Below are 26,746 nucleotides of genomic sequence, written 5' to 3'. Positions count from 1 at the left end.
GTCACTGCCCGTCCGTGGACCGCAGCGGACGCACGTCCGCCGAGGCACGGTGGTGCAGCGGAACTTCTGGCCCCTGGTGCTCGGCGTGATGGATCGCATCAACGACGAGCTGGCGGACGTGGTCGCTGTCGAGCCGGTAGAAGATGGTGTTCCCGTCGCGCCTCGTCCGCACCAGGCGGGCGAGGCGGAGCTTGGCCAGGTGCTGCGACACCGCTGCCGGCGCCTTCTCGACCGCTACGGCCAGGTCCCCGACCGACTGCTCTGTATTCGCAAGGCACCAAAGGATTCTTAGTCGCGTGCCGTCCGACAGCATCCGAAACATCTCGACAGCGAGACCGACCTCCTCGGCCGACGGCCGGACTGTGTCACCATCTGCATTCATGCGCACATACTATGTCAGTTCTGAGAAGGTCGGACTCTTCCCCGTAGGTTGACCTCATGGACCCCGATCAGCAGAAGCTCTCTCTGGCCGGTTCGGTCTCGCTCGGGACCGGGGTGATGATCGGGGCGGGAATCTTCGCCCTCGTCGGACAGGTCAGTGAGCTCGCGGGTTCGCTCATGCCTTTGGCATTCCTCGCTGGCGCCATCGTGGTTGCCTTCAGCGCGTACTCCTACATCAGGTACTCCGACACCAACCCCTCGTCGGGCGGCGTCGCCATGCTGCTCAAGGCTGCGTACGGCCCGGGAGTTATCGCAGGCTCCTTCTCGTTGTTCATGTACGTCTCCATGGTCGTGGCACAGAGTCTGCTTGCTCGGACCTTCGGAACCTACGCACTGCGGCCCTTCGGGCTCGAGGGGTCAGCTGTCCTGGTTCCCGTCCTGGGCATAGCTGCGATCGTGTTCGCTGCGATCGTCAATCTCGTCGGCACGCAATGGGTCGAGCGATCGGCGACCTTCACCGCGGTGCTGAAGATCGTCGGGATCGCGGCTCTGGCGATCGGCGGTCTCGTTGCTGCCGGCCCGTCCGCGCTGCTGGACTTCACCAGCGGCGACAACGCCGGCCAGACCAGCCAGGGTGTGCTCGGGTTCCTGGCCGGCACAACGTTGTGCATCTTGGCCTACAAGGGCTTCACGACGATCACCAACCAGGGCGATGACGTTGCCGATGCGAAGAAGAATCTCAGCCGTTCGATCACGATCTCGATCGTGGTGTGCGCGGTTCTCTATCTGCTGCTCACGGTCTCGGTCGCGGGAAGTCTCAGCGTCCAGGAGATCGTGGACGCGCGTGACTACGCATTGGCTGCTGCCGCCGATCCCCTCTTTGGTTCCTGGGGCGTGGGCCTGACCATCGCGTTGGCCGTCGTGGCAACCCTGTCCGGATTGTTGGCCAGCATCTATTCGGTCTCGCGGCTCTACGACATGCTGCGAGACCTGGGCCAGGCTCCCAGTTTGCCGAACAACCCCCGACACCAGTCCCTCATCATTACCGCAGGATTGGCGATCGTGCTCGCGGCGTTTCTGGATCTCGGCCAGATCGCGTCGATGGGTGCGATCCTCTATCTCGCGATGGACATCGCCATCCACTGGGGCGTCATTCGACATCTCCGGGACGCCATCGGGGCGAACCCGTTCATCCCGGCCATAGCGATCGTCCTCGACCTCGCCGTGCTAGAGGCATTCATCACTGTCAAGCTCCGCGATGACCTTCTCACCCTCGGCGTAGCAGGTGGCGTTGCCGCACTCATCACCGTCAGCCAGATCGTGGTTGCACGCCTTCACCACGACGAGACCCGCACGACCTGAGTACGGATCACGCTGCATCGGTCGACTGCACCCACGGGAGCCAGGGTGGCAGAGAGTCCGATTGGGTGATCTACTGCCGACGTCCGCAAGAAGTCGTCAATACCGTCCGGCTCTGTCGCGGCCAGACAGTTGGGGGTCTTGCTCGTGCTGACACTCATCGTGATTATCGTCGTGTCCAGCTCACTGGTCCTCGGCGCCGTATGGGGCATCTACGGCTCCCTGCCCGATGAGCTCGAAGGGCTCATCGTCGCGCTGGCCGGCGGAGCGCTCATGATCTCGGCCGTCCTCGAGCTGATCGAACCGGCAACGCACGTCGCCCCGTTCTGGGCCGTGGCCGCGCTGGTTCTCGGAGGTGCTGTCGGCTTCGCGGCACTCGACCACCTGATCAAGCAGCGATGGGGCGGAGACAGCGGCGGTGGACTCTTGGCCGCGATCACCCTGGACGGAATCCCGGAGAATCTCGCACTCGGTGTCGCGCTCATCAGCACTGGCCCGCTTGGCGCGGCCGCATTGTCGGGGTCGATTCTTCTCTCCAATCTCCCCGAGGCCGCTGGAGGTGCGCGGGAGATGAGCGCCGGAGGTCGTTCAAAGCCCGCGGTCCTCGGGTTGTGGGCCGCGACTGCGGTGCTGCTCACGGCCGCGGCGCTGGCCGGCAACCTCCTGCTGGGAGGTGCGTCCGATTCGACGCTCGGTCTCATCCGCAGCTTTGCCGGAGGCGCAGTCGTTGGCTCGCTGGCGATCGAGGTCTTCCCCAAGGCCTTCAAGGACAGCGGCTACTGGACCGGCGCCGCCGTCGCGATCGGCCTGGTCGTCGCGCTGTTTCTCGACCGACTGGGATGACTCAGCCTTCGCCCGTGGCGACGGCCCTGGTTCAGTGCAGGATGGGCTGCTGATGGTCGTCGGCGAATGCGGCCAGTGTCTCTGAATCGCCACCCACCTCACCGAGGTGATCTCGACGCAACAACGCGAGCAGCTCGCCCAAAGCTGAATCCAGCATCTTTGCCGCCTGGCGAACTTCCGGCGCCGATGAGCGCTGCCCTGCAACGACGAGATCCACCACGAACGGGAGGACCGCGGCCAAGGAGATGTCCGACTGGGATTCACGGAAGTAGTACGACTCCGAGTAGAGCACGAGGTCCATCTCGATCGTGGCCAGTTCACTGCGGACGCTCTCCAGGTACTGGACGGCGACGCTCGCGTGTCCGGTCTCGACCACCTCCCGGGCCTCGGTCCTGCACATGGTCGTCAAACGGCGGGCCAAGGTCCGACGCCGGATGAGCGCCGGATACAGCTGCAGGACCCAGGAGATCCCGGCCGTCAGCAGCACGAAACCGACCAGTGCTTCCACCGGTACAACGACCCGCAGTAATGGCGTTGCCGGCAGAACGTCACCGAGCCCGAGTGTGCCCATTGCGACGAGGGACAGGTACAGGGATGAGAGGACATCCGAGGCTGCCCTCGACTCCAGCGACGATCCGAAGAAGAAGTCATCGGGCATCCGCGGAAGGTAAATCATCGTGAACCCGATGATCGACAACATCGCCCATGCGCCAAGCGTGGCCAGGAGCGCGAGGGGGCCTGCCAGCTCGGTCGAATGTGATGATCGCTGGTTTCTGAGCTTGGTCAGTCGCCACATGATCCTGAAGACGCTGCGCGAGAGCGCGCCGAACCCGGACGGATGCCACAGGGTGTGAAAGATGTCGCGCAGAACGTACAGGATCAGGATGGTTCCTGCTGCAGTCAGCACCCACGTCACGGAGTCGATGCTTCTGTTCTCGTGGCTCGCGTCGAGCCGCGACCGTCGATCAGTGACTTGAAGCCGCGCAGTCGCAAACTGTTGCTCACGACGAACACGCTCGACAGGGCCATCGCTGCGCCGGCGAGCATCGGGTTCAACAAGCCGGCTGCAGCCAAGGGCAGCGCGGCGATGTTGTAGGCGAACGCCCAGAACAGGTTCCCCTTGATCGTGCCGAGCGTGCGGCGCGAGAGCCGGATCGCGTCGGCCGCAACCCGAAGGTCGCCGCGGACCAGGGTGAGGTCGCTGGCCTCGATCGCGACGTCGGTTCCTGTGCCCATGGCCAGTCCGAGATCGGCCTGCGCCAAGGCGGCTGCGTCGTTGACGCCGTCGCCGACCATGGCGACCACCTTGGCCTCTGACTGAAGCCGCTTGACCACGTCGACCTTGTCCGAAGGGAGAACATCGGCAATCACGTCATTCGAGTCGATCCCCACCTGGGACGCCACGGACAGTGCGACGGCCCGGTTGTCCCCGGTGAGCAGTATCGGTCGAAGGCCGAGGTCGCGAAACCGTGCGATTGCCTCGGCGGACGTGGGCTTGACGGCGTCGGCCACCACGACCACTCCGCGCGCAGCACCGTCCCAGCCGACCGCGACGGCCGTGCCGCCGGTTGCCTGCGCGTTGCCCAATGCAGTCTCCAGGTCCGCAGGCAGGCGCTGGGACCACTCGGCCAGGAGTTGCGGCCGACCGACGAGGACGGCGTGACTGTGGTCGCCCTCGGCGACGATGCCCTGGACGCCGAGACCTTCCAGGTTGGCGAAGTCCTCGACGGCCGGCAGTGCGCCGAGCCGTTCGCGAGCAGCCGTGGCGATCGCTTGGGCGATCGGGTGCTCGGACGCGTCCTCCAGCGCCCCAGCGAGTCGCAGGACCTCGTCTGCGTCCTCGCCATGGGCCGCGATCACGTCAACCAGTGCCATCTGACCGGTGGTGATGGTGCCGGTCTTGTCCAGGACGATGGTGTCGACGGTGCGGGTGGACTCGAGCACCTCCGGTCCCTTGATCAGGATTCCGAGCTGGGCACCGCGTCCGGTGCCGACCATCAGGGCGGTCGGAGTGGCGAGGCCGAGGGCGCATGGACAGGCGATGATCAGCACGGCGACTGCGGCGGTGAACGCCATCGACATGCCGTCGCCGGTGACGAGCCAGAAGCCAAGGGTGCCGAGCGAGATCGCAATCACGATCGGGACGAAGATGCCGGAGATCCGGTCCGCCAGTCGCTGAACGTGCGCCTTGCCGTTCTGGGCGTCCTCGACGAGGTGTGCCATCTGGGCGAGCTGGGTGTCGCCGCCGACCCGCGTGGCACGGACGACCAGGCGGCCGCCGACGTTGACGGTGGCGCCGACAACAGCATCGCCGACACCCACTTCGACCGGCACGGATTCACCGGTGAGCATCGCGGCGTCGACCGCCGAGGAGCCCTCCTCGATGACACCGTCGGTGGCGATCTTTTCTCCGGGGCGAACCACGAACCGCATGTCGGCGGCAAGCTGATCAGTGGGGATGCGTTCTTCAACCGGTCCGTCGTGTCCGTCGCGAAGGACCGCGACATCCTTGGCACCAAGCTCCAACAAGGCGCGCAGTGCCGATCCGGCGCGTCGCTTGGAGCGGGCCTCGAAATAGCGGCCTGCCAGGATGAAGGTCGTGACACCCGCTGCAGCCTCCAGGTAGATGTTTCCGGCGCCGTCGGTGCGTTCGACGGTGAACTCGAAGGGGTGAGTCATGCCGGGTGTGCCTGCGGTGCCCCAGAACAGGGCGTACACCGACCAGCTGAGCGCGGCGATGGTGCCCAGCGAGATCAGCGTGTCCATCGTGGAGGTTCCGTGACGCAGGTTGACCCAAGCGGCGCGGTGGAACGGCCAGGCGCCCCAGACCACGACGGGTGCTGCGAGTGTGAGCGAGAGCCACTGCCAGAACTCGAATTGCAGTGCTGGCACCATGGCCATCGCGATCACTGGGATCGACAGGGCAGCTGAGATCATCAGCCGCTGTCGCAGCTCGCGAGTCGAGTCATCAGCGGGGTCGGAGGCGGACTGTGTGTCGGATTTCTTGGGCTGTGGAAGCGCGGCGGCGTAGCCGGCCGACTCGACTGTCGAGACCAGCTCCTCGGGGGTCACGCCGTCAGGGAATGTGACCTTGGCTTTCTCCGTCGAGTAGTTGACGGTAGCGGTGACGCCGTCGAGCTTGTTGAGCTTGCGTTCGATGCGGTTGGCGCACGAGGCGCAGGTCATTCCGCTGATCTGCAGCTCGATGGCCCGGGTGGACGTGGTCGACGTGGCCAGCGCGTTGGGCGTGGCGGACGTGTTGGACGTGGTGCTCATCTGCTCCTCCTTCGAGGTGGGGGGATGTGGTCGGCCGATCAAGAACCTTGGTGCCTGATGCCTGCGCTCAGGCGAGCTGGTAGCCGGCCTCTTCCACGGCGGAGCGAACGTTGGCGTCGTCGATGGGCTCAGCACTGGTGACGGTCACTTCACCGGTCTCGAGGACGACGTCGACGTCGGTGACTCCGGCGATCTCCTGGACCTCCTCGGTGACCGAGGAGACGCAGTGGCCGCAAGTCATGCCGGTGACGGTGTAGGTGGTGGTGTGGCTCATGGTGGTCCTTCTTTCGGGGTGGAACGATTGATTCAGGAGCGGACGAGTCGGGCGATCGCGTCGGAGGCTTCCTTGAGCTTGATCTCGGCCTCATGACCGTCCTCCCGGACGGCATTGACCACGCAGTGCGCCATGTGCTCGTCGAGCAGACCGAGCGCGACCGACTGAAGCGCCTTCGTCATCGCCGAGACCTGGGTCAGGATGTCGATGCAGTACTGCTCCTCCTCCACCATGCGCTGCAGCCCACGCGCCTGTCCCTCGATGCGACGCAGTCGCTTGAGGTAGTCGCCTTTCGTGTGGTTGGCGATGTAGCTGTGCTGAGACTGTGGCTCAGTGGGCGGTTGGATCTCGGACATGGTGTGCTCCCGGACGTTCAATGGTGATGACTAGCTAACCATACCCCCCTATGGTATGTTTTTCAAACTATGACGCCCTACCACTACTGCACCCGATACGGTGGAGTCGTGCACCCGACCCTCGCGACCATGCGGCGGCAAGCGCCTGTGTGGGCACGCCGGTGGTTCAGTGCGCTGCTCATCGTCGGAATCGTCGCGATGTTCAACTCGATGGTCGCGGACTCGCAATCAGCAGGTACCGCATCGCACACCATGACACTGACGCCACTGTCGGCCCATGAGCCGGCCACCGCCACATCAGACGTGACCGTGACTCAGGCCTCCCCCGCGGCGATGCCCCAGGTCAGCAGCGGATGGTCAATGGCCGACTGCTGCGGGCTGCTGACGCTGTGCATCGCGATGATCCTGGGTATCGGGGCCCTGGCGCTGGCCCGGTCGCGCAGAACCAGTCTGGGGCGCGTCCTGTGGCAGCTGCCACCGCCCCATACCTTCAGCCTGGGGCGCGCGCTTGCCCCGTCTTTCTCTTTGTCGCCGCTGCAACGCACTGCTGTGCTCCGACTCTGAGCCAGAAGACTTATCAGCGCCGGATGTCGCCTTGACCGCATCGCGGTTCTTGGCTGGCCGCGCTGATCCGACTGCTCGTTTCACGCCCTTACACCGATAGTCGCGCATACCTCTCGGGGGTATAGCATGCGGTTGTTGCGTGCCCTCCGCACAGACGTCTGCGCCATCCAGGAGCCATGATGAACAGCACCTCCGAAACACCGTCTACCAACGATTCACCACACGGCCTGAACCGCCGCACCTTCCTCAGCGCAGGAATCGCGACGACGGCGATCGTCGGACTCGGCGCCGCCGGCACGACCTACGTCGTCCGCAACAGACCGAATGCCGTCGGCCCCGGCAGCCCACTGATCAGCAGGACTGAGGCCATGCGATCCTCGACCGGCAACTCCGTCTCGGCGTCGCTGGTTGCAGAACGGACCCAGATCGATCTCGGTGGGCGCGTCGTCGACACCCGGGCATTCGGCGGCTCGGTCCACGGTCCCCTCATCCGTGCCACGAGCGGCGACGACCTGCGCATCAGCCTGCAGAACAATCTCGACACGACCACCACCGTCCACTGGCACGGACTGGCCCTGCGCAACGACATGGACGGCGTGCCCGGACTGACCATGCGAGCGGTGAAGCCCGGCGCCGAGTTCGACTACACCTTCAAGGCACCTGATCCGGGCACGTACTGGTACCACCCCCATGTCGGGACCCAGCTCGACACCGGTCTGTACGGCCCGCTGATCATCGACGATCCGGCCGAGCCCGGGGACTTCGACGTCGAGGCGATCTTGATGCTGGACGACTGGACCGACGGCTGGGGCCCGCGGCCCGCGGCGATCTTCAAGGACATGCAGAAGTCGGGTATGGGCGGGATGGACATGGCCGGCATGGACATGAAGGCCACCAAGGCTCAGCCGCTGGGTGAGGACACCGGCGACGTCACCTATCCCGGCCACCTCATCAACGGCCGCCTCCCCACCGACCCGATCACCGTCGAGGCAAAGCCCGGGCAGCGGATCAAGCTCCGCGTGATCAACGCGGGCGGGGACACCGCGTACCGGTTCGCGATCCAGGACCACGAGCTCACGGTCACGCACGCCGACGGCTACCCCACGAAACCCGTCACGACCGATGCGTTCATCGTCGGCATGGGTGAGCGCTACGACGTCGTGATCACGGCGGGCGACGGCACCTTCGTCATTGCCGCTGTCCCTGAGGGCAAGGACGACCCTGCCGCGTCGGCAGTGCTGCGCACCTCGCGAAGCAGCACCGCGCCGAGCGATCCACGCGGTGTGCCGGAGCTCACCAAGCGGCTGCTGACCTACGCCGACCTCTCCCCCACCGACGCCGTCCGACTGCCGATGAAGACCGTCGACCAGACGCTCGACCTGACCTTGGGCATGGGGCGAGGCGGCCGCGAGTGGCTGCTCAACGGCAAGACCTACGCCGACCACGAACCGCTCGAGATCCGCCAGGACCACCGCGTCCGCATCCGGATGAAGAACACCACGACCATGTTCCACCCGATGCACCTGCACGGACACACCTTCGCGCTGGCTGGCAACGGAACGCGCATGGACACCGTCAACGTGCTGCCCATGAGCACTCAGTCGATCGACTTCGACGCGGTGAACCCAGGGCAGTGGCTGATGCACTGCCACAACGTCTACCACGGCGAGCTCGGCATGATGACCGTCGTTTCATACGTGTCATGAGCGGAGGTATGTGTAGATGATGCCGCTGGTGCTGGTGCTCGCCGTCTCGCTGGTGGGAGTCGTCGGCCTGCGGCTGCTCGTGCGCCTGACGGCCGTCGCAGCAGACCCGTTCATCACCGAGCCGTGGCTGTCCGGACATCGTCCGAGTGAGCACGCGCTGTCGCGCTATCACGTTCGCTGGTACACCGCGAGCATCGTGTTCCTCGCCTTCGACGTCGAGATGTTGTTCATGTACCCCTGGGCGGTGGTGGTGAGCGGTCTCGGACCGGGCGCGATCGTCGAGATGTTCGGCTTCCTGCTGATGCTGCTGCTCGCGGTCATGTGGGCTCGACGCGAGGGGGCCTTCCGATGGGTCTGAGCTCATGGGCGTCCTGGTCGGCGACTGCTCGCGCCCATGTCTTGATGGTCGAGGCGCCCGGAGCATTTCACCTTCGGGTCGCGGTCGAGCAGGCAGCCGAGGCTGCCCGGTGGTGCCAGGCCGAAACCGTCGCCGACGCTGACCTCCTGGTGGTTGTCGGCACCCCCGGGCCCGATCTCAGGGCCGTCATCGATCACGTCTGGACGCAGATGTCCGAGCCGCGGGCCAAGGTCGAGATCGACGAGAAGGACGGAATCGAGACTGCGTTCACCCACGCTCACGCCAGCCTGACGAGCCGCACCGAGCACCACCATCACGACACTCCCTCACCGCACAACATGAGTGATTCTCGCGAGAGTGAAACGTCGGAGGGCCACGATCACGGTGCGATGAGCCCCGATGGCATCAGCCTGGCCGAGGGCGCAGATGACCGTGACGGCCTGGAGATGGATGAGCTGCACCTGCCGCTCGGTCCAGTGCTGACGCACTGGCCAGCGGGTCTGGTGCTTCATCTCACCCTGAACGGTGACGTCGTCACCCACGCGACAGCCGAACAGCTCGACTCCCCCGGCACCGTCCAGGCTCCAGACACGCCGCCCGAGCGTGCGGCACGCCTGCTCGATGCAGCGGCCTCGCTGCTCTCGCTCGCCGGACTTCCCGCCGAGTCAGCGGGCGCGCGACGGCTGCGAGATCGCTGCTTGACCGACTCCTCGGTGGATCCCCGCGACGTGGACGACCTCGTGGCGCGAGTCAGACGCCAGCGACTGCTCCGCTGGCTGTGGCGCAAGATGACCGTCACCGATCCTCACGGGGATGTCCGCGGCCTGCACGACCAGCTCGTTGGTCTCGTCGAGCGGGCTTCAGGCCTGCTCCGTGACGATGACGCGCCCGAGCCGGAAGCCTGGCCATCGCCAGAGGCACTTGCGGAGCTCGTTCGCGGCCAGGAACTTGCCGCGGTGCGGCTCTGGGTGGCGGCGCTGAGCGCTGACATGCAGGTGAGTGCTGAGGGGGCGACCTCGTGACCACCTCGTTGCCGTGGTTCTACGTCATCCCGGTCATGGCGGCGCTGGCTGCGGCCGCGCTGGGCGTCGCCGGATACTCCCACGCCCTCGATGCCCACGGCCGCGGGAGATCCGCGCTCTCCGGGTTCGCCGATCCGATGCGCGAGACGGCTCGGCTGATGCGCCAGCGTCCTCGACGGACGGTGTCGGCAGACAGGTTGCTGTGGCGCTCTGCATCCTCGGCCGTGATTCCGCTGGCGATCATGATCGTGGCCTTCGTTCCGCTCGGTGCGCATGCGCTGGTGGACCACCCGCTGGGCGTGGTGTGGATCAATGCCCTCGACGTCGTCGCCTGGGCGGTGATGTGGCTGCTGGGATGGGGCGCGAACTCCCTGACCAGCCTCGTGGGCGGGTACCGCTTCCTGGCCCTGGCCCTCGGGTACGAGCTGCCGCTGATGTTCGCCCTGACAGCCCCCGCCATCGCCGCAGGCAGTCTCGACCTCTCGACTATCAGCGCAGCACAGGACGGCCTGTGGTTCGTCGTGTGGGCGCCGGTGGCGTTCGCTGCCTACTGCTGGGGCGTCGTGGGGTTCTCGGTTCGACCACCCATGGATCCCGGCGCAGGCACCGACATCCAGGGCGGGATCCTGACCGAGCTGGCCGGAATCGACCGGCTTCTCGTGCTGGGCGGGCGACACGCCCTGCTGGTCGCAGGATCAGCTGCCGCGGTGCCCCTGTTCCTCGGCGGTGGCGCCGGTCCGCTGCTTCCCGGGGCAGCGTGGGTCCTGATCAAGACCCTCATCGTGTGCATCGGGCTGGTCAGCCTCAGCCGGGTGGTTCCCACTCTGCGGCCCGACAAGCTGCTCGAGATCGGCTGGGTGATCGTCCTGCCCTTGGTCGTGGCCCAGGACCTCGTCGTCTCCATCATCGCGGTCGCGACCCACTGATGGCCCGTCCCACGAGAAAGGTCTCCTGATGAGCTTCGCAGTCGCCGACGTGGCGTTCTGGGTGTGCGCGGTCGTCGCCGTCGCCGCTGGTGCGGCCGTGTTCTATGTGGACTCGATGGCACGTGCGACCTATGCGCTGGCAGTGTCCTTCGTCGCCGTGGGCATCTCGCTGCTGTTGCTCGGTCAGGCATACATGGGCGTGATCGTGATCTTGATGATGGTCATGGAGATGGCTGTCATGGCCGTGTACATGGTCATGTTCATGGGCATGAACCCCGCACTGATGCCGATGAGCATGGTGCACTCGCACCGCTCGTCGATCGCCGCTGGAGTGGCGACGTTCCTGCTGCTCGGGTCCGGTGCTGTCCTGGTGCCGTGGCCCACCCGCCGGGGGGCACCCAGTCTTGACGTCACCGCGTCGCTCGGTGAGGCGTTGATGGATTCGCACATGCTGGTCATGATCGCGATGAGCCCGGTCATGGTCGCCACCATCGTCGCTGGTGTCGTCCTGTCCTCTCATCGCAGTCGCTACGACCGGCTGGGCGACGATCTTGATCGCGAGTCGGCCGACGAGCCGCATCACGGGGGTGTTGGTCGATGACCCTGCAAGCCGTTCTCCTGGTGGCGGCCGCCCTCATCGCGGTCGGCGTGTATGGCGCGCTGTCGCAGCAGGTGGTCGTCATGGTGATGATGGGCCTCGAGCTCATGATCAACGGCGTCATCCTCGCTGCCGCCGGTTCGTGGTGGTTCCTTGCCCCGGACCCGTCTGGTCAGGTGCTGCTCTTGGTGATCATCGCGGCGATGACCGTCGAGATGGCGATGGGGTTCGCGGTCGCCACCGTGCTGCACCGCCAGGCCGGGCACGACATGACGGACATGGCTGCGGAGCTGAACGGCTGATGCTCGACGTCGTCCTCATCCTCGTGGTGGTGCTCCCGGCCCTCGTGGGCTCTGCTCTGGCGATCCTCGGCGCACCAGCGGACCGGTGGGCTCCGGCCGTCGGGGTCGCCACCGCGGCAGCGCTCGCCGCCGGGGCCGTGGCCGTCGCTGTCCCGATCGGCGGGGACAGACCCGTCGTGTCCACTCCCTTCATCGCCGGTTCGGACCTCAGCCTCGGTGTCGACGGGCTGGCCGCGTCGGTCCTGCCGATGGTGGCCATCGTGGCGTGGCTGGTGCTGTCAGCATCCACCAGCACAAATGAGCTGCGCACAGCAAGATTCCACGGACTCATGCTGGTCTTCGTCGCAGCCGCAATGATGACCGTGCTGGCCACGACGTTGCCGACCCTGTTGCTGTCGTGGGAGGTCATGGGTGCGACATCGTTCGCGCTGATCGGCTACCACTGGCGAGACACCGTCTCCGTGGCGTCCGGCACGACGGCGTTCCTCACGACTCGCACCGCAGACCTCGGCCTCTACATCGCGTCCGGTGCCGCGCTGGCCGGCGGCGCCGGCCTGGGTCTGTCGTCGCTGTCCCAGGCGTCGTCGGGGTGGCGGGACGTGATCGCCGCCGGCCTGCTGGTCGCCGGTCTGGGCAAGGCCGCACAGCTGCCCTTCACCTTCTGGCTGTCCCGCGCCATGCACGGGCCCAGCCCGGTCAGCGCTCTGCTGCACTCAGCAGCGATGGTCGCCATGGGTGGCTATCTCCTGCTGCGCGTGTCGCCCACTCTCGCGGCGACGGGATGGGCCGACGACGCCACCGCATGGGTGGGAGCCGGCACCGCTGTGGCACTCGGTGCTGTCGCGATCGCCCAGAGCGATCTCAAACAGCTGCTGGCCGCATCGACCGCTGCCCAGATGGGTTTCGTGGTGCTCGCGGCCGGAGTCGGGGCGACGGCCGCCGGCGCCACTCACCTGATCGCCCATGCAGCGGTCAAGGCCGGACTGTTCCTCGCAGCGGGCCTGTGGCTGGAGGCTCTGGGAACCAAGCGGCTGTCCGCACTCACCGGGGCGGCGCGCATCTGGCCGGCCGTCGGCGCATGCGCAGCCGCTGGCCTGCTGTCCTTGGCCGGCATCCCCCCTCTGGCTCTGTGGGCCACCAAGGATGCCGTGCTTGCCGGGGCGCTCGAACACTCCCCGCTTCTGTACGTCACCGGCCTGCTCGGCGCAGCCCTCGCAGCCGGGTACGCCGGCAAGGCCCTGTTCATCCTGACGCGGAAGGCGCCGGAGGGGGTCGAGTCCGCGTGGGACGAGGAACGCCGTGGAACCCGTCGGGTGCCGCGGCGTGCCGCCTTGACCCTCATCCCCCTGGCGGTCGGAGGGATCGTGCTCGGAGCGTTGGTGCTGCCGCCTCTGTCCGCCCCGTTCCGGAGCCTCGTGGGAGCAGGCACACCAGAGCCCGGTGTCGGTGAGCTGGTGGTCTCCGCGCTGGTGGCGATCGGCGTCCTGGTCGCGACCGGTGTCACGATGCGCCGCCGGGCGCCAGGCGCAGCGATTTCCTGGCCGTCGGTGTTGGTCGACTGGTTGCACCTGGAATCGATGACGCACCGGGTCGTCGTCCGCCCGACTGTGCGTCTTGCTGGGCTGATGGCTCGCGCTGACGATCTGATCCTCGACCGCGCGGTGATGGGTGTCGCTCGGGCGTCGATGAGCGTCGCACGCACCGCGGCTCGCCTCGACGACGTGGTCGTCGACCGTGCGGTCGGGCAGGTCACGTCCGCGGTTCGGCGTGCGGGTGCCGTCGCGCGTCGACCCCAGACCGGTCAGCTTCACCAGTACTACCTGCAGGCGCTGCTCGTTCTGGGCATCGCCGTTGTCGTCCTCGTCGCCGTGAGGTGAATGTGCTCTCCTTCCTCGTGTTCCTGCCCGTCGTCGCCGCGGCAGTTCTGCTGCTGCCCCAGATCGACCGACGGATGGCTTGCGCCGTGTTCATTGCTGTCACCGGGCTCGAGGTTGTCCTTGCCGTGGCCACGTGGGCGCTCTACGAGACTCCCCGCTCGGGCGAGCTCGCGTTCGAGGAACGTGTCCAGTGGATCCCCGGCGTCGGTTCCAGCTATCACCTCGGCGTCGACGGGTTGTCGCTGCCGCTGGTGGTCATGACCACCGTCATCTTCCTGGCGTGCGCCGTGTTCGCCGTGACCGACACCGATCGCCCTCGGTTGCAGGCAGCACTGTTCCTCTTCCTCGAAGGCGTCTGCATCGGACTGTTCGTCTCGGCTGACCTCATCGTGTTCTTCGTCTTCTTCGACCTGTCGATCGTGGCGATGTACTTCGTCATCAGCGGTTGGGGACACGGCGACGCAGCACGATCAGCGCTCAAGTTCTTCCTCTACACCTTCCTGGGTTCGCTGGCGCTTCTGCTGGGCTTCGTCGGTCTCTACGTCGCCTCGGCTCCTCACACCTTCGACATGGTCGAGCTGGCGGCCAACCCCCCACTACAAGGACAGGGGCTCGCTGGCGGACTGGTGCTGGCGGCGGTGCTTCTCGGACTGGCGGTGAAGACGCCGACGTTCCCGTTCCACACCTGGTTGCCGCCCGCGCACAGCGACGCACCGGCGATCGGATCGGCCGTCCTGGCCGGCGTGCTGCTGAAGATGGGGACCTACGGCTTCGTGCGGATCGCCATGCCGATGCTTCCCGACGCCTGGCGGGCGTGGGCTCCGGTCATCATCGTCATCGGAGTCGTCTCGGTGCTCTGGGGCGCGCTCGTCGCGTTGGCCCAGACCGATCTCAAACGGATGATCGCGTACACCTCGGTGAATCACATGGGTTACGTCGTGATCGCCGTCGGCGCGGCCGGAGTCCTGTACGACGGCGCCGACGAGGCCCGCCGTGTGGCGGTCACGGGCGCCGTGACCCAGATGGTCAGCCACGGGTTGCTGACCGCAGCGCTGTTTCTTCTGGCGGGAAGCATGTTCGAGCGCACGAAGAGCTACGACCTCGACGCCTATGGCGGCCTCGCCGGCCCAGCCCCCCGGTACGCCACGTTGTTCACGATCGCCGCCTTCGGGTCGCTGGGCCTGCCAGCGCTGTCCGGCTTCATCGCCGAGTTCCAGATCTTCGCCGGCAGCATCGCCACCGTTCCGGCCACGGCCATCGCCGCCGTCGGCATCCTGATCACCGCTGCGCTGTTCCTTCGGACCATCCAGCAGGTCTTCACCGGCCCGACGAAGAATCTGTCGAAGCGATTCGCCGACGTGACGCCGCGCGAGACCATTCCCGTCGCTCTCCTGCTTGCCCTCTCGGTCCTCATCGGGTTGCTGCCCGGACCCCTGCTCGACCTGATCGAGCCCGTTGCCGGAACTGTCACCCAGCTCGTGGGGCGCTGAACCGATGGACATGCGAACCGATCTGCTGACCCTGCTGCCCGAAGCACTGCTGTTCCTGGGCGGCATGACGTGTCTGGTCGGCGGTTCCTTCACCCCCCGCACCCAGCAGTGGCGCATGCGATGCCTCGCCGCCGTCGCGACGTCCGGCGCACTGATTTCAGCGATCGTGGCGTGGACCGGCGAGCCGGCCACCGCTTTCTCCGGCACCTTCGAGGCTGACACCTCCACAGCGGCGGCTCGAGTCATCGTGGCCTCAGCGATTCTCGTCGTGCTGGCGATGGCCGGCAGCGACGTGCGCGACCACCCTCGCGAGAGCGAGACGTGCAGCCTCATCCTGTTCGGCGGCGCCGGCACCCTGCTCCTGGCCGGGACCACCGATCTCGCGCTGCTGATCGTTGCGTTCCTGCTGTCCAGCATCCCCTTGTACGGACTCGTGGGCATCGTCGCTCAACCCAGGTCAGCGGAGGCTGCGCTCAAGACCTACCTGTTCGGCGCGATGTTCGGCATCGTGCTGATGCTCGGCGCCGTCCTGCTCTACGCCGTCGCCGGCGGCACCGGCTATCCGGTCGTGCAGATCCAGCTGCAGGACGCGTCGCCGGCGGTGGTCGCGGCTAGCGGGGTGATGGTCCTGTCAGGCCTGCTGTTCAAGGCCGGCGGAGTTCCCGGACACTTCTGGGTTCCCGATGCCACCGAGGGCGCCTCGGTCACGGCAGCCGCCTTCCTGACCACCATCCCCAAGATCGGCGCCGTCGTTGCCATCACCCGACTGATGTCGATCCTGCCCGGAGACCTGAGATGGGCCACGGTGCTCGGAGTGTTCGCGGTGGCGAGCATGACCATCGGCAACCTCGCCGCGCTGGCGCAAACCGACGTCCGCCGACTGCTGGGCTGGTCCACCGTCAGCCAGGTCGGCTATCTACTGGCAGCCGCAGCCGTGGTCGGTCGCACGGATCTCGGCACCCCCGCCCTGCTGTTCTTCCTCGCCGGATACGCGCTCACGAACCTCGCCGTCTTCGCCGTCGTGGCCGCCGAACTGGACCGCCGCTCCCTCGATGACTGGGCCGGCCTGGCCTCCTCCCGACCGGGTCTGGTCGCCGCCCTGGTGGTCGCGCTGCTCGGCCTCGTCGGCACGCCACCCACGGCGGTGTTCGTCGGCAAGCTCACCACCTTGTCATCGACGTGGGATGCCGGCCTGGCCTGGCTGGCTGTCGCACTGGCACTCAACACCGTCGCCAGCCTGTTCTACTACCTGCGCTGGATCCGGGCCACGCTGCGCCCCAGCGACGCAGCATCAGCACCCACGGCGGTCCGCGTCCCGTGGCTGGCCTACTCGGTCAGCGCATCGACCCTGATTCTCGGACTGGTTGCTGGACCCGTCCTGCTGACCTTGACATGACTCGTCCCCTCTCGTCTCAACAGAACTGGATCATCCCCATGCACCTTCGCCCCACCCGCCTCGCCATCGCCGCGATCACTTTCATGGCAGCCGCCGGGTGTGCCGCATCCGAGCAGGAGACAGCCCTGCCCGCTGCCGAGTCGGTCTTCGGACACGTCCACGGGATCGGGTTGAACCCAGCCGATGGGCTGGTCTACGTCGCCAGCCACAACGGGGTCTTCCACCTCGACGACGGATCACCCACCCTGGTGGCCGACCGAGCCCAGGACACGATGGGCTTCACCATCGCCGGCCCAGACCAGTTCCTGGCCAGCGGCCACCCCGCACCCGGCTCCACGGACCCCAACCCGCTCGGGCTGATCAGGTCCACCGATGGCGCGTCGAGCTGGTCGTCGTTGTCGCTCGGCGGCACGGCGGACTTCCACGCCATCGACACAGCAGGCAACGCCACCTATGCCTACGGCTCGGCCGGCGAGATCCTCGCAAGCGACGACGGTGGGACAACCTGGCGCACCATCGTTCGTGGCCAGTTCATCGACATCGCCGCGAACCCCACAGCACCCGACCAGCTGCTGGCTACCACAGAAACCGGCACCCTGACCGAGATCACCGATGGAGCTCAACCCGCCGCAGTCGAAGGAGCTCCGCAGATGGTCTTCGTCGACCGCACCCTAGACGGCGAGATCGTCGGAGTCGGACCCACAGGCTCGGTCTACCTCGGGACCAACGATGGACGCTCGTGGAAGGCGAAGACCTCACTCGAGTCTCCTCCTGAGGCCCTGAGCGTTCGATCCGACACGTGGCTCGCGGCCACCGGCGACGGTTTGTTCCAGTCGATCGACGACGGCAGCACGTGGGAAAGACTTCTGATCACGACGACTTGATCGCGCCAAAGTTGCGCCGCGCGCCTACATAGGTGGCCTTGCCTAATGAACGGAAGACGAATCCACCCATGAGCCTGTCAACCACCCTGCTGCTCGGCCTGATAGCTGGCGGCGCCATCGTCATCGGGCTCCCTGTCGGCCGGTTGAAGCAGCCCGCACCACAGTTGCGGCTGGTGCTGAGCTCGACCGCTGTGGGCGTGCTCCTCTTTCTTTTCTGGGATGTGATGTCGGCTGCGTGGGAGCCCATCGACGCCGCTCTCGGCGCCGTTCATGCCGGCAATGGCAGCGCAGGACAGATCCTCGGGTACGGCGCTCTGTTCGTCGGCGGGCTGTCCCTCGGACTTCTCGGGCTGGTCGTCTTCGACCGGCACATGGCCCGAACAACGCTCAAGGACGCACCGACTCACGAAGCCGTCCTGTCGTCGCAGGGAACTACACAGACGAAGCCCACCATCACGTGGTCTCCGGCCAAGCAGCTGTCATTGATGATTGCCGTCGGAATCGGACTCCACAACTTCGCTGAGGGCCTCGCCATCGGGCAGGCAGCAGCCAGTGACGAGATCGCTCTCGCCACTGTCCTGGTGATCGGATTCGCTCTCCACAACGCCACCGAGGGCTTCGGCATCGTGGCACCGCTCGCCGGTGACCTCGACGACGCCGGAACCACACGGCTCCCGACATGGTCATTCCTCCTGACCCTGGCCGCGATCGGCGGCGGCCCCACGTTCGTCGGCGCTGCGATCGGCCACAGCTTCACCTCCGAACCGGTCAGCGTCGCCTTCCTGACTCTGGCAGCAGGCTCGATCGTCTACGTCATCGCGCAACTCCTCGGAGTGGTCGCGAAGGCCCGACGGACCGATCTTGTCGCGATCGGCCTGCTGATCGGAGTCCTTGCCGGCTTCATCACCGATGGCATCGTCATCGCCGGCGGCGTCTGACTCCTAGCAGGATGGCCGACCACAACTGGGCCAGCCCCGCGGCCGCGGCGCTGTCTCGGGCCGCACTTCGCCCGATCCGCGGCGAAGCGACCGAGAACTATCCCACCTGATCGAGCAGGTCCCGGGTCGCGTCATCGGAGAGCACGAACCTTCAGGCCGGTCGATCTGTGTCGCCCAACGGGCGACCTGGTGACGTGGCTCGTCTCGGCCTTCGGGACCGCTGGCGCGCGCCGGAGCCTCCGTCGTACATCCCGGTGACCTGGAACTGGGTGGTGGGCATGTCGATCTTCGTCGTTGAAGATACCCCTGCGGAGTAGGCCAACTTGTCAGAAAGTACCCCCATGGGGTATTTACTGGATGTGCCGCTCACCGCTGCCGCACTGGGAACCTCCGGTACAGTCGGACGCAATGAAGACTTGGGTTCAGCGCTTTGTGGCGCCGGACAGCTCACCGTGGCTGCTGGCGCTGCTGGCGCCTGCCCTCATCCTCGGCATCGTCGCCATGCACAGCCTGTTGGCGCAGGCGCCGACGGCCGAGCGCGCCGAGATGGCCACCGTCGCCACCGTCGCGACGGCTCTGCACCATGAACCGGCAGATCCGGCGTCCTCCACCGCAGGCGCCGCGGCCAATCCCGACGGCGGAGGTCACGGGCACGAAGGGCAGATCCCCGACTGCGGTGGCCTGATGGCGATGTGTTTGGCCTTGCTGGTCGCGGTCGGCGCGTACGTCGCGTTCCGGCGCCAGCCCCTTCATCGTGTCCTCTGGCAACGTCCGCCACCGGCACTCATTCGACTGGGCACTGTCCGGGCTGCTTTCGAGCAGCTCACACCCTTGCAACGCACTGCTGTCATCCGCTGCTGACAGGTGATCTCGCGACCCCTCGGGGCGCGATCCGCTCACCCAACCCGTCAAGCAGACCAACAAGGAGAACAAGCGTGCGTACTCGAATGACTGTGGCGACACTGATCGCCGTGGCAGCAGCATTGCTGACTGCCTGCTCTAGCAACGACGACTCGTCGGCCAATGCCGGCTTCAACTCCGCGGATATCTCGTTCGCGACCGACATGATCCCGCACCACCGTCAGGCCACCGAGATGGCGGCGCTGGCGGCATCACGAACCGAGAACGCAGAAGTTCTCGACCTCGCGGACCGCATCGAAGGGGCTCAGGACCCGGAGATCAACACCATGTCGTCGTGGCTGAAGACCTGGGGCGAGAAGGTTCCTGAGGAGATGTCCGGCATGGGAAGCATGAGCTCCATGCCCGGCATGATGAGCGATGACCAGATGTCGCAGCTTCGAGACTCCTCGGGCGAGGCATTCGACAAGTTGTTCCTGACCATGATGGTCGAGCATCACAACGGCGCGATCGAGATGGCCAAGGTCGAACAGACCGATGGCAAGGACGGTGACGCGGTGTCCCTGGCCCAGAAGATTGAGCAGGCCCAGACGGCCGAGGTCGCCGAGATGCAGAAACTCCTCACGGCCTGACAGAAGCTGTTGCCCGAGCCGCCTCCCTGGCGGCTCGGGCGACCTTCCGTCGTTCACCATGACTCGAACTCTTCTCACATCCAGTGCCGCCGTTGGTGCGCGCTCCCAGGCGGCAGCTCTGCTCCCAGACTTCTTCGCCCAGCCCGACGACATGTGCGGCCGCCTGCCCGGACAACCTCAGGTCTTCGCCATCGAAGATCACGTCCTGTTCGCTGCCACGACCACCGGTATCGATCACGGCACCGTTGCTGAACTGACTTGGGAGCCTGTCCTGTGAACCTTGATGGCCGGCACCGGGCGTCATCGTCGAACAGGCTGCGCAAGGTCGTGGCCGGTGTTGCTGTGGCAGTCACGGTGTCCGCAACGGGTCTCGCCTGGGCCAGTTCGTCCGGCCCAGCGCCGTCGACACAGCCTGCCGTCGCCCTCTCGCCCGCGCCGTCCGTGGCCACGGCGGAGGTGCTAGAGCCGAAGCCTGACGCCTCGACACCGGTACCCACCCCGGTCGTTGACCCGACGACTGTGCCCGTGCAGGGTGCCGGAACCTTCGACGCCGCGACGGGTCGAGGAGAGCGGGCCGGCAACGAAGGACGACTGGTCAGGTATCGGGTCGAGGTGGAGCGCGGTCTGGACATCACCGCAGACCGGTTCGCCTCTGCGGTCGACACCACGCTCGGCGACCGGCGCGGCTGGACGGCCGACGGCCAGTTCTCGTTCCAACGATCGGCCGGCGCTGACCTCCGAGTCGTGTTGGCCAGCCCCGCCACCACCGACGCCCTGTGCGCCCCTCTCCAGACCAGAGGCGAGGTGTCGTGCCGCAACGGCAACGACGTGGTCATCAACGCCAAGAGGTGGGTCCAGGGTGTCGAGTACTACGACAGCCTGAGCATGTACCGCCAGTACGTCGTCAACCACGAGGTCGGACACGCCTTGGGTCTGGGACACGCGCCGTGCCCGTCCCCGGGCGCGCTCGCTCCGGTGATGCTCCAGCAGACGCTCGGACTCGACGGTTGCAAGGCGAACCCGTGGCCATGAGCTCATCAGGCGGACCATCGCGCTGTGCTCCACGTGCGCACCACCAGGACCGCTGTGGACCGGCGGCTCGGTCGGTCGACGTCTACGCTCACCAGGTGATCGCCACGCCTGCCGGTCGTCGGATCGGCTGGACCAGACCGGTCGTCGCACTGCTGCTGGCTCTGGGATTGGGGTCGATGTGCACCGTCGTCGCCACGACGATGAGCATGCCCATGCCTGGCAATGGGGCCGTCGTGCAGACCATGACGACCACGGCGTCGGGAGACGGCGTCGCCCCCGTGGCAGCGGACGAGCGGCCCTGTGGGACGTGCGACGCCGTGGAGTGCGCGGCGGTGGCAAGGTGACCGTGCCAGATCTCGGTTCTGCGACCGATGTTAGCGAGGCGTGGCCCGCGCAGACCGAACCGCGTCAATGTCCCTCGCAAGCTGCAGAATCGGCGCGAGAACTGCCAAGCAGGCGAATTTCATGGCATTCCAGAAGAACAGGATCACCAGCAAGTTGAGATAACCCGGGCCCCCGTCAGCGACGATTACCGCACAGAAGCTCATTCCGAACAGATAGGCGGGCACCGACACGAGGGCCGCGGGACCGGCCCATTTGAGGCCTTGCGGCGTGCGGAGCCAGTCGACGGCCCGATTGGTCGGCATATAGAAGCGCAGGTATCCACGGATCGCTGTGCTGAGGTTCCAAAGCAAGGTGAGCATGAGGTTCTCCTTCGGGTGACGGCTCACTCCACCTCTACGCTCGCCTCCGCAGCCGTACCCGGAACGCTGCACGAGCTGTGGACAACTCCGTGGAAAACCGGTCCGTGGATTATCCGAGCGTCGGCACGTCGACGACACGGGCGCGCCCCCGGTCGTCTGACCGGGCGCTGTTGATCTCCTTAATCCGCCGGATGGCATCTCGTGCCCGAGAACGATCGAGCTTCTGAGCATCCGTCTCGGCCTCCGCGCCGAGGACTGCCTGCGACGTGACGCCGTAGCGGTCGCGGTACGCCACGACAGTCCTGATCGACGACGCCCAGCGTTCACGTTCCTGTGGATCTTCGGGCGCCTCACCAAGCCGTGTCAGCCACGGTTCACGCGTGCTGATTGCTGCCTCGACGAGCGTAGCGACCCTGGACTCCATCAATTCCTGGCGCTCTGTGAGGGCACGCGCCATCTCCTCGTCCATCGGTCCGTCAGCAACCGGGATCAGGCCCGCGATCAGCCGAGGCGGACGCCCGCGCTGGCCCCGCTTGGGCCGGGACGTCGCATGCTCGATGCGGGACACAAGCACAGCACCGATGTCCTTTGCGTCCTCGACGCCTCGGCGAGTGACGAGGTCGGGCAGCAACTTTGCGATCTTGTAGTGGTCGGCCTCCGCTCGGCGAAGCTCGGCGGTCAGCGCCCCGAAGGAATCCGATGCGGCCACGTCATCGACCTGTTGGTCGGTCAGCCCGGCCCGCTCGAGCTCCGCGATCCAGCGATCTCGCTGGGCCTCGGCCGCGATGGTGTTGTACTCGGCAGCGAGCTGTGCGACCGAAGACCAGTGCTCCTGCTCATCCTCGATCATCTGGTGGGCTGAGAGTTCCACGCCGGAGTGCTGAAGCACGCCGAACAAGATGGTGCGCGCGGTGACGTCGTCGGCGCTCGGCACCGCGTGGCTGTCGTCGGGTCGGTCGAGCGCGACGTACGCGATGTTGGAGTCTCGACCTCGGGTCATCGAGACGTAGAGGTTCTCTCTGGTCGTCGCACCGGACACCACGACGTGCGAGGTGTCGACGGTGATGCCCTGCGCTCGATGAGCGGTGATGGCGTAGCCCAGATCGACATGCTCAGCGACATAACCAGCTGGGAGGACTACCGACGCGCTGACCCGCATGCCGAGCCGTTTAACCACGATCGATCCATCGCCTCGAACGTCGCAGACGCGCCAGCGATCACCATTGCGGACCCATCCGCCGCGCATGGGCTTGATGCGGCGTTCGTTGTGACGCGTGATGACGAGGTCTCCGGCTGATGCCCGGGTACCGTCGGCAAGTTCGACCTCCTGACTCGCTGACGTCTCGCCATCGCGGATGCGCTCGGCGCGCGCGCGTTCGTTCAGGTCGATGACGTCCCTGCTCGCCTCGGTCACGAGGACGCTGCTCCGTCCGGCGCGAAGGTCCGCACGCCACGCGAGGTAGGCAGCGTCAATCATGTCGGCAACCGCACCTTCGCGCACCCGACCGTGATGTACGTAGGCGCCAATTGCCTCGATGCGCCCGTGCCTCAGATCCAGCGAGCTCGCCTTCTCCCATCCGTGGGTAAAGCGACGTACCTCGGTCAGCTCGGGGGCATCGGTCCGCGCGGATGCGAGGAGTGGGAACGCGCCGCCAGCATCGACCGACTGCAGTTGAGCCCAGTCCCCCACAAGAAGCACCTTGGCTCCAGCGCCTGCGGCAAGTCCAGTGAGCCGGTCAAGGGTGAGCGTGCCTGCCAGCGTTGCCTCATCGATGATCACGAACTGGCCGCGCTTGAACCCGGCACGTCCGTGATCGTGCTCGTGCAGCCGCTTGGCCGTGTTGTCGCAATCGATTCCGAGGTCTTCAGCGAGCACCTGCGCGGCGGCTGCCGAGGGAGCGAGGCCGATGACGCTGCCTGAGCCATGTGCCTCGGTCCACGCATTGTGGAGCGCGCGCATGGCGGTTGTCTTGCCGGCCCCTGCCGGACCGATCAGGAGATCGACCTGCCGACCGGACACTGCAATGGTCGAAAGAGTTCGAACCTGATCGTCGCTGAGCAGGTGCCCAAGCACCTCCTTCTTCCCGATTGCCTCGACCACGGACACTCCGACGGTCGGGGCGGACATTTCATCTGCGCGAGTAATGAGCCGGCCTTCGGCGGCGATTATCTCCTCGGACGAGTACGCGATGGAGTGTTGAGGACGGAATAGGCTCGTGCCGTCGCTTCGCTGGAAGACTCCTGGGCTGAACGCCAGCTCGGGCGGCGTCAGTGCGACCGAAACCCGCTTGGCCTCCTCAACGATCTGGCCGACCACCGCTTCGCGATCGGCGACGCTGGCGAAGCGCCATTCGACGGTTTGCCGGGAGGCCTCGGCCCACAGGTTCCAGTGCTTCCAGGTCGCCCGCTTCTCGCTGACTTGGCCAACCGTTGCCCGGGCAACCTCAAGCACAGCGTCAGGCGTGATGTCGTCGGCACGGAGCAATCCACGAGTGCCGCCCGTGGTGAGTGCTCGCGCCCACGTAGTGGCGTCTGCACCAAGCAACCGGGTCGCCCGGGGACGCCAGTCGGCGGTCAACTCGGCGAGCGATCGGACGTGCTTCTCGGGGCGAGTCCTGAGCGTGGCTTCAGCGCGAAGCTTGATGATCGTGGCCAAGCCCGGGCGGCGCCCGGGGTGCTTCGCGACGTACTCCTCGATCAACCGGTCCTTCTCGATCTCGATCGCCCGTGAACGGTTGGAGAACTCCGAAATCAGCTCTTCGCTGACACCTTTGATCTCGAATGCGAGGTTGCGATTGGCACCCCGGGCGCGCCGCTCCCACTCCACACCGAACGAGCGAGTCAGCACGTCGGCGAGTACGGCGTTGTAGTGCTCGGACACCGCAACGACCGAAGCAAAGAGCGCGCGACTGTCGAGAGTGCGCCACTTGCCGTCGAACTCAGTGCGAACCTTGTTGGCTACGACAACATGGGTATGAAGCTGCGGATCGCCCGCCCGGGAGTCCCAGTGGTCGTATGCGGTCGCCGCCACTCCTCTGACCGCGTGCTGGGCTGAGGCCCCATCGCGGGCATTGGCGCCCGCCCGGGTCACCGCAACTTCCCGCTCCAAGAACGCGAGCACCTCGGCGACCGCCTCGTGATGCGCCTCGACGATCAGCGACTGCGTTCCTGCATCAGCCACAGCCCATAGGACCGAGACTGACTTCGGCACACTGAATGTGTAGTCAAACCCCGCGGTGGCGGTCCTCGCGCCCTTGCGTGCTTCGTCTGATTCAATCTCATCGACTAGGGCCGCGCGTTCCTCCTCGTTGAGGTGCGGGGTCAGCGCCTCGATCCGGTCCTCGACCCGCTTCCTGACCGTGGCGAAAGTCTGGTGACCCGAACCAAGCCGCTCGCCCGTCACTGGGTCACGACCCATGCCGAGGAGGAGCTCGAGTTGGGCTTCAGAGACGACGGTCCCGGGTGTCAACTCGCCTTGGCCGAACTCACCGACTCCTGATCCCATCCAACGTCCAGGCGGTGTTCCGGTCTCGGCGTAATAGCGCGTCAACGGTGTGGAGAGACTCCGGTCGCCATCGCCAGCAACCACGCTCCGGAGCAGGTACTGGTAGCCGTCCCCCGCAGACATCTTGTGCATGGAAACGGTCATCGCGTCGCACCTCCTCGCCGTGAAGGTATGCACGCACCGCCGAGCCAGGACCCCGAACTTGCGGAGCCAAACCACTGACCCAACCTCGCGGTGCCAGACGTGTGGACAGCAGGAATACGGGGGTGCCCGGGGCGGCCTGGGCGGGGCACGTTGCGGCGTTTCACCTCGGGTCGGAGACGATATCCGGCGACACAAGAGCAGGACTAAATCGTGAGCAGCCCTTGCCTTCCGAGCGAATGTGGTGACTCAATAGGGGTTGACGGTGCCCAAGTTGGTACGTCGGCAGGACATCGTCCTACGTTTTCCGCGAGCGAGATCTCGTGGAGAAGTCAGGATTCGGGGGCATGACGAACACACGATTGACGACCGTTTTGCGGGAGGCGCGAAACCTCGCGCCTGTCGTCGTGCTGTTCGTGGCTGTGACCGCTTGCACCACCTCCAGCGACGGCACCGAACCGGGTCCGAGGCCCACCGCCTCGTCCAGCGACACAGCATCCCCGTCCGAGACAGTGGTCGCCTCGGACGCAGCGGCCGCGATCGTGCGCACGTACTACCCCACCGTTGACGCGCTGCGGCAGGATCCCGAGCGGGCCGCGCAGGAACTGGAATCAGTCACCGCGTCAACCCAGCTTGCGGCACAGAAGAAGTTGCTCGAGAGCCAGCGTAAGCAACGGCTCCATCAAGTCGGCAACACGAAGATCATCAAGCTGGAGACCCGATCGATCAGTCTCGACAACTCGGATCCGGCAGCGGGCAAGGTTCCGACCGCGATCGTCGATGTCTGCTGGGATGTCAGCTCTGTCGACGTCGTCGACGACAGCGGCGAATCCGTCGTGACGCCCGACCGAGCGGCGATCGGTTGGACACGATTCAGCGTGGCCAACTACGACTGGCCATCGAATCCGACTGACGGTTGGCGCGTGGCCGGCGGCGAGGACCTGAAGAAGGCGCCATGCGACGCTTCCTAGTCGCGCTGACGCCCTCGGCCACGTTGTTGGCCGGCCTCCTCGTGTTCGGTTCTGCCCCGGCCATGGCCGAAACGGTTTGCCAACAGACCGACCCAGCGACGGGACACTGTCTCATCTGGATCGATGTCCCCGACAAGCCTCAAGGTCCCGCCGGTGACGGCCCGAAGGACACCGGATCAGGGGAAGCTGTTACTGGGACGGCAGGAAGCAAGGCATCCCGAAGCCGCCGCCGGGGCCGGTCCCGTGCTCAGCCGAGTACGGCTACTGGTCGAACAACTACCGCTGCTACATCAAGGCATCCGCGCCCCAGCCACCGGCGGGCGATCCGAGTTGGCGTGGCCATGGGCCCGGGG

General features: G+C 66.2%; 25 protein-coding genes. 18 read left to right on the top strand and 7 right to left on the bottom strand.

All coding sequences use genetic code 11. The features are described from left to right. Position 1: 1 nt before the first annotated feature. Positions 2-382 (bottom strand): ArsR/SmtB family transcription factor, encoded by a 381-nt coding sequence (locus tag AC0L5F_RS01710; protein WP_473314877.1) that lies wholly within the window; start codon positions 380-382, stop codon positions 2-4. Positions 383-438: 56 nt separating this feature from the next. Here AC0L5F_RS01710 and AC0L5F_RS01705 point away from each other — a divergent pair, with 56 nt between their 5' ends. After that, the gene (locus tag AC0L5F_RS01705) at positions 439-1,743 is read left to right on the top strand and encodes an APC family permease (protein WP_473314876.1); all 1,305 of its coding nucleotides are present in this window, start codon (positions 439-441) and stop codon (positions 1,741-1,743) included. Positions 1,744-1,881: 138 nt separating this feature from the next. Next, complete coding sequence (locus AC0L5F_RS01700; RefSeq protein ID WP_473314875.1) at positions 1,882-2,583, top strand: ZIP family metal transporter; 702 nt, start codon at positions 1,882-1,884, stop codon at positions 2,581-2,583. 31 nt (positions 2,584-2,614) lie between these two features. Here AC0L5F_RS01700 and AC0L5F_RS01695 read toward each other — a convergent pair whose 3' ends face one another. The 4 genes from AC0L5F_RS01695 to AC0L5F_RS01680 all read right to left on the bottom strand — a co-directional run bounded on the left by AC0L5F_RS01695 (position 2,615) and on the right by AC0L5F_RS01680 (position 6,489). Further along, on the bottom strand, positions 2,615-3,499 hold the full coding sequence (locus AC0L5F_RS01695; RefSeq protein ID WP_473314874.1) for an ion channel: 885 nt from the start codon (positions 3,497-3,499) through the stop codon (positions 2,615-2,617). Next, the gene (locus tag AC0L5F_RS01690; protein WP_473314873.1) at positions 3,496-5,859 is read right to left on the bottom strand and encodes a heavy metal translocating P-type ATPase; all 2,364 of its coding nucleotides are present in this window, start codon (positions 5,857-5,859) and stop codon (positions 3,496-3,498) included. The genes AC0L5F_RS01695 and AC0L5F_RS01690 overlap by 4 nt, the downstream gene beginning before the upstream one ends. Before the next feature lie 67 nt (positions 5,860-5,926). Beyond that, on the bottom strand, positions 5,927-6,133 hold the full coding sequence (locus tag AC0L5F_RS01685) for a heavy-metal-associated domain-containing protein (protein WP_473314872.1): 207 nt from the start codon (positions 6,131-6,133) through the stop codon (positions 5,927-5,929). 32 nt (positions 6,134-6,165) lie between these two features. Then, entirely contained in the window at positions 6,166-6,489 is a 324-nt protein-coding gene (locus tag AC0L5F_RS01680) for a metal-sensitive transcriptional regulator (protein ID WP_473314871.1), read from the bottom strand. 108 nt (positions 6,490-6,597) lie between these two features. Here AC0L5F_RS01680 and AC0L5F_RS01675 point away from each other — a divergent pair, with 108 nt between their 5' ends. From AC0L5F_RS01675 to AC0L5F_RS01605, 15 genes are all read left to right on the top strand, one after another. Beyond that, positions 6,598-7,053 carry a hypothetical protein gene (locus tag AC0L5F_RS01675; RefSeq protein WP_473314870.1) on the top strand — a complete coding sequence of 152 codons (456 nt, stop codon included), beginning with the start codon at positions 6,598-6,600 and terminating at the stop codon, positions 7,051-7,053. Between the two features lie 368 nt (positions 7,054-7,421). Further along, positions 7,422-8,759, top strand: a complete 1,338-nt coding sequence (locus AC0L5F_RS01670; protein WP_473314869.1) for a multicopper oxidase family protein — start codon at positions 7,422-7,424, stop codon at positions 8,757-8,759. A gap of 16 nt (positions 8,760-8,775) precedes the next feature. Further along, positions 8,776-9,117 (top strand): NADH-quinone oxidoreductase subunit A, encoded by a 342-nt coding sequence (locus AC0L5F_RS01665; protein WP_473314868.1) that lies wholly within the window; start codon positions 8,776-8,778, stop codon positions 9,115-9,117. Between the two features lie 44 nt (positions 9,118-9,161). Further along, positions 9,162-10,139 (top strand): hypothetical protein, encoded by a 978-nt coding sequence (locus AC0L5F_RS01660; RefSeq protein ID WP_473314867.1) that lies wholly within the window; start codon positions 9,162-9,164, stop codon positions 10,137-10,139. Further along, positions 10,136-11,065, top strand: a complete 930-nt coding sequence (locus AC0L5F_RS01655) for a complex I subunit 1 family protein (RefSeq protein ID WP_473314866.1) — start codon at positions 10,136-10,138, stop codon at positions 11,063-11,065. The genes AC0L5F_RS01660 and AC0L5F_RS01655 overlap by 4 nt, the downstream gene beginning before the upstream one ends. Positions 11,066-11,093: 28 nt before the next feature. Beyond that, complete coding sequence (locus AC0L5F_RS01650; RefSeq protein ID WP_473314865.1) at positions 11,094-11,666, top strand: hypothetical protein; 573 nt, start codon at positions 11,094-11,096, stop codon at positions 11,664-11,666. After that, positions 11,663-11,965, top strand: coding sequence for an NADH-quinone oxidoreductase subunit NuoK (locus tag AC0L5F_RS01645; protein WP_473314864.1), 303 nt, complete (start codon positions 11,663-11,665; stop codon positions 11,963-11,965). Before AC0L5F_RS01650 ends, AC0L5F_RS01645 begins: the two co-directional genes overlap by 4 nt. After that, positions 11,965-13,842, top strand: coding sequence for a proton-conducting transporter transmembrane domain-containing protein (locus AC0L5F_RS01640; RefSeq protein WP_473314863.1), 1,878 nt, complete (start codon positions 11,965-11,967; stop codon positions 13,840-13,842). Before AC0L5F_RS01645 ends, AC0L5F_RS01640 begins: the two co-directional genes overlap by 1 nt. A gap of 2 nt (positions 13,843-13,844) precedes the next feature. Next, complete coding sequence (locus AC0L5F_RS01635; RefSeq protein WP_473314862.1) at positions 13,845-15,332, top strand: complex I subunit 4 family protein; 1,488 nt, start codon at positions 13,845-13,847, stop codon at positions 15,330-15,332. Between the two features lie 10 nt (positions 15,333-15,342). Beyond that, on the top strand, positions 15,343-16,728 hold the full coding sequence (locus tag AC0L5F_RS01630; RefSeq protein ID WP_473314861.1) for an NADH-quinone oxidoreductase subunit N: 1,386 nt from the start codon (positions 15,343-15,345) through the stop codon (positions 16,726-16,728). A 38-nt stretch (positions 16,729-16,766) separates the two neighbouring features. Then, positions 16,767-17,612, top strand: a complete 846-nt coding sequence (locus AC0L5F_RS01625; RefSeq protein WP_473314860.1) for a F510_1955 family glycosylhydrolase — start codon at positions 16,767-16,769, stop codon at positions 17,610-17,612. A 68-nt stretch (positions 17,613-17,680) separates the two neighbouring features. Continuing rightward, positions 17,681-18,550, top strand: coding sequence for a ZIP family metal transporter (locus AC0L5F_RS01620; protein ID WP_473314859.1), 870 nt, complete (start codon positions 17,681-17,683; stop codon positions 18,548-18,550). Between the two features lie 408 nt (positions 18,551-18,958). Then, positions 18,959-19,411: a hypothetical protein gene (locus AC0L5F_RS01615; RefSeq protein WP_473314858.1), complete on the top strand. Its 453-nt coding sequence runs from the start codon at positions 18,959-18,961 to the stop codon at positions 19,409-19,411. A gap of 110 nt (positions 19,412-19,521) precedes the next feature. Then, positions 19,522-20,040 carry a DUF305 domain-containing protein gene (locus AC0L5F_RS01610; protein WP_473314857.1) on the top strand — a complete coding sequence of 173 codons (519 nt, stop codon included), beginning with the start codon at positions 19,522-19,524 and terminating at the stop codon, positions 20,038-20,040. Positions 20,041-20,565: 525 nt separating this feature from the next. After that, positions 20,566-21,072: a DUF3152 domain-containing protein gene (locus AC0L5F_RS01605; protein WP_473314856.1), complete on the top strand. Its 507-nt coding sequence runs from the start codon at positions 20,566-20,568 to the stop codon at positions 21,070-21,072. A 374-nt stretch (positions 21,073-21,446) separates the two neighbouring features. Here AC0L5F_RS01605 and AC0L5F_RS01600 read toward each other — a convergent pair whose 3' ends face one another. Then, the gene (locus tag AC0L5F_RS01600) at positions 21,447-21,776 is read right to left on the bottom strand and encodes a hypothetical protein (RefSeq protein ID WP_473314855.1); all 330 of its coding nucleotides are present in this window, start codon (positions 21,774-21,776) and stop codon (positions 21,447-21,449) included. 109 nt (positions 21,777-21,885) lie between these two features. Then, positions 21,886-25,425 (bottom strand): MobF family relaxase, encoded by a 3,540-nt coding sequence (mobF, locus tag AC0L5F_RS01595; RefSeq protein WP_473314854.1) that lies wholly within the window; start codon positions 25,423-25,425, stop codon positions 21,886-21,888. 344 nt (positions 25,426-25,769) lie between these two features. Here mobF and AC0L5F_RS01590 point away from each other — a divergent pair, with 344 nt between their 5' ends. Continuing rightward, positions 25,770-26,393: a hypothetical protein gene (locus AC0L5F_RS01590; protein ID WP_473314853.1), complete on the top strand. Its 624-nt coding sequence runs from the start codon at positions 25,770-25,772 to the stop codon at positions 26,391-26,393. Positions 26,394-26,746 lie beyond the last annotated feature (353 nt).

The organism is Aeromicrobium sp. 10G20-16 (assembly GCF_055809665.1).
This window is presented reverse-complemented; position numbering and strand designations above follow the sequence as displayed.

Excerpts from the sequence above, each read along its gene's own strand:
- AC0L5F_RS01710 (WP_473314877.1), bottom strand. The coding sequence starts at position 382 with ATGAATGCAGATGGTGACACAGTCCGGCCGTCGGCCGAGGAGGTCGGT.
- AC0L5F_RS01705 (WP_473314876.1), top strand. The coding sequence starts at position 439 with ATGGACCCCGATCAGCAGAAGCTCTCTCTGGCCGGTTCGGTCTCGCTC.
- AC0L5F_RS01690 (WP_473314873.1), bottom strand. The coding sequence starts at position 5,859 with ATGAGCACCACGTCCAACACGTCCGCCACGCCCAACGCGCTGGCCACG.
- AC0L5F_RS01685 (WP_473314872.1), bottom strand. The coding sequence starts at position 6,133 with ATGAGCCACACCACCACCTACACCGTCACCGGCATGACTTGCGGCCAC.
- AC0L5F_RS01680 (WP_473314871.1), bottom strand. The coding sequence starts at position 6,489 with ATGTCCGAGATCCAACCGCCCACTGAGCCACAGTCTCAGCACAGCTAC.
- AC0L5F_RS01670 (WP_473314869.1), top strand. The coding sequence starts at position 7,422 with ATGCGATCCTCGACCGGCAACTCCGTCTCGGCGTCGCTGGTTGCAGAA.
- AC0L5F_RS01665 (WP_473314868.1), top strand. The coding sequence starts at position 8,776 with ATGATGCCGCTGGTGCTGGTGCTCGCCGTCTCGCTGGTGGGAGTCGTC.
- AC0L5F_RS01660 (WP_473314867.1), top strand. The coding sequence starts at position 9,162 with ATGGTCGAGGCGCCCGGAGCATTTCACCTTCGGGTCGCGGTCGAGCAG.
- AC0L5F_RS01650 (WP_473314865.1), top strand. The coding sequence starts at position 11,094 with ATGAGCTTCGCAGTCGCCGACGTGGCGTTCTGGGTGTGCGCGGTCGTC.
- AC0L5F_RS01645 (WP_473314864.1), top strand. The coding sequence starts at position 11,663 with ATGACCCTGCAAGCCGTTCTCCTGGTGGCGGCCGCCCTCATCGCGGTC.
- AC0L5F_RS01640 (WP_473314863.1), top strand. The coding sequence starts at position 11,965 with ATGCTCGACGTCGTCCTCATCCTCGTGGTGGTGCTCCCGGCCCTCGTG.
- AC0L5F_RS01630 (WP_473314861.1), top strand. The coding sequence starts at position 15,343 with ATGCGAACCGATCTGCTGACCCTGCTGCCCGAAGCACTGCTGTTCCTG.
- AC0L5F_RS01625 (WP_473314860.1), top strand. The coding sequence starts at position 16,767 with ATGCACCTTCGCCCCACCCGCCTCGCCATCGCCGCGATCACTTTCATG.
- AC0L5F_RS01620 (WP_473314859.1), top strand. The coding sequence starts at position 17,681 with ATGAGCCTGTCAACCACCCTGCTGCTCGGCCTGATAGCTGGCGGCGCC.
- AC0L5F_RS01615 (WP_473314858.1), top strand. The coding sequence starts at position 18,959 with ATGAAGACTTGGGTTCAGCGCTTTGTGGCGCCGGACAGCTCACCGTGG.
- AC0L5F_RS01600 (WP_473314855.1), bottom strand. The coding sequence starts at position 21,776 with ATGCTCACCTTGCTTTGGAACCTCAGCACAGCGATCCGTGGATACCTG.
- mobF (WP_473314854.1), bottom strand. The coding sequence starts at position 25,425 with ATGACCGTTTCCATGCACAAGATGTCTGCGGGGGACGGCTACCAGTAC.
- AC0L5F_RS01590 (WP_473314853.1), top strand. The coding sequence starts at position 25,770 with ATGACGAACACACGATTGACGACCGTTTTGCGGGAGGCGCGAAACCTC.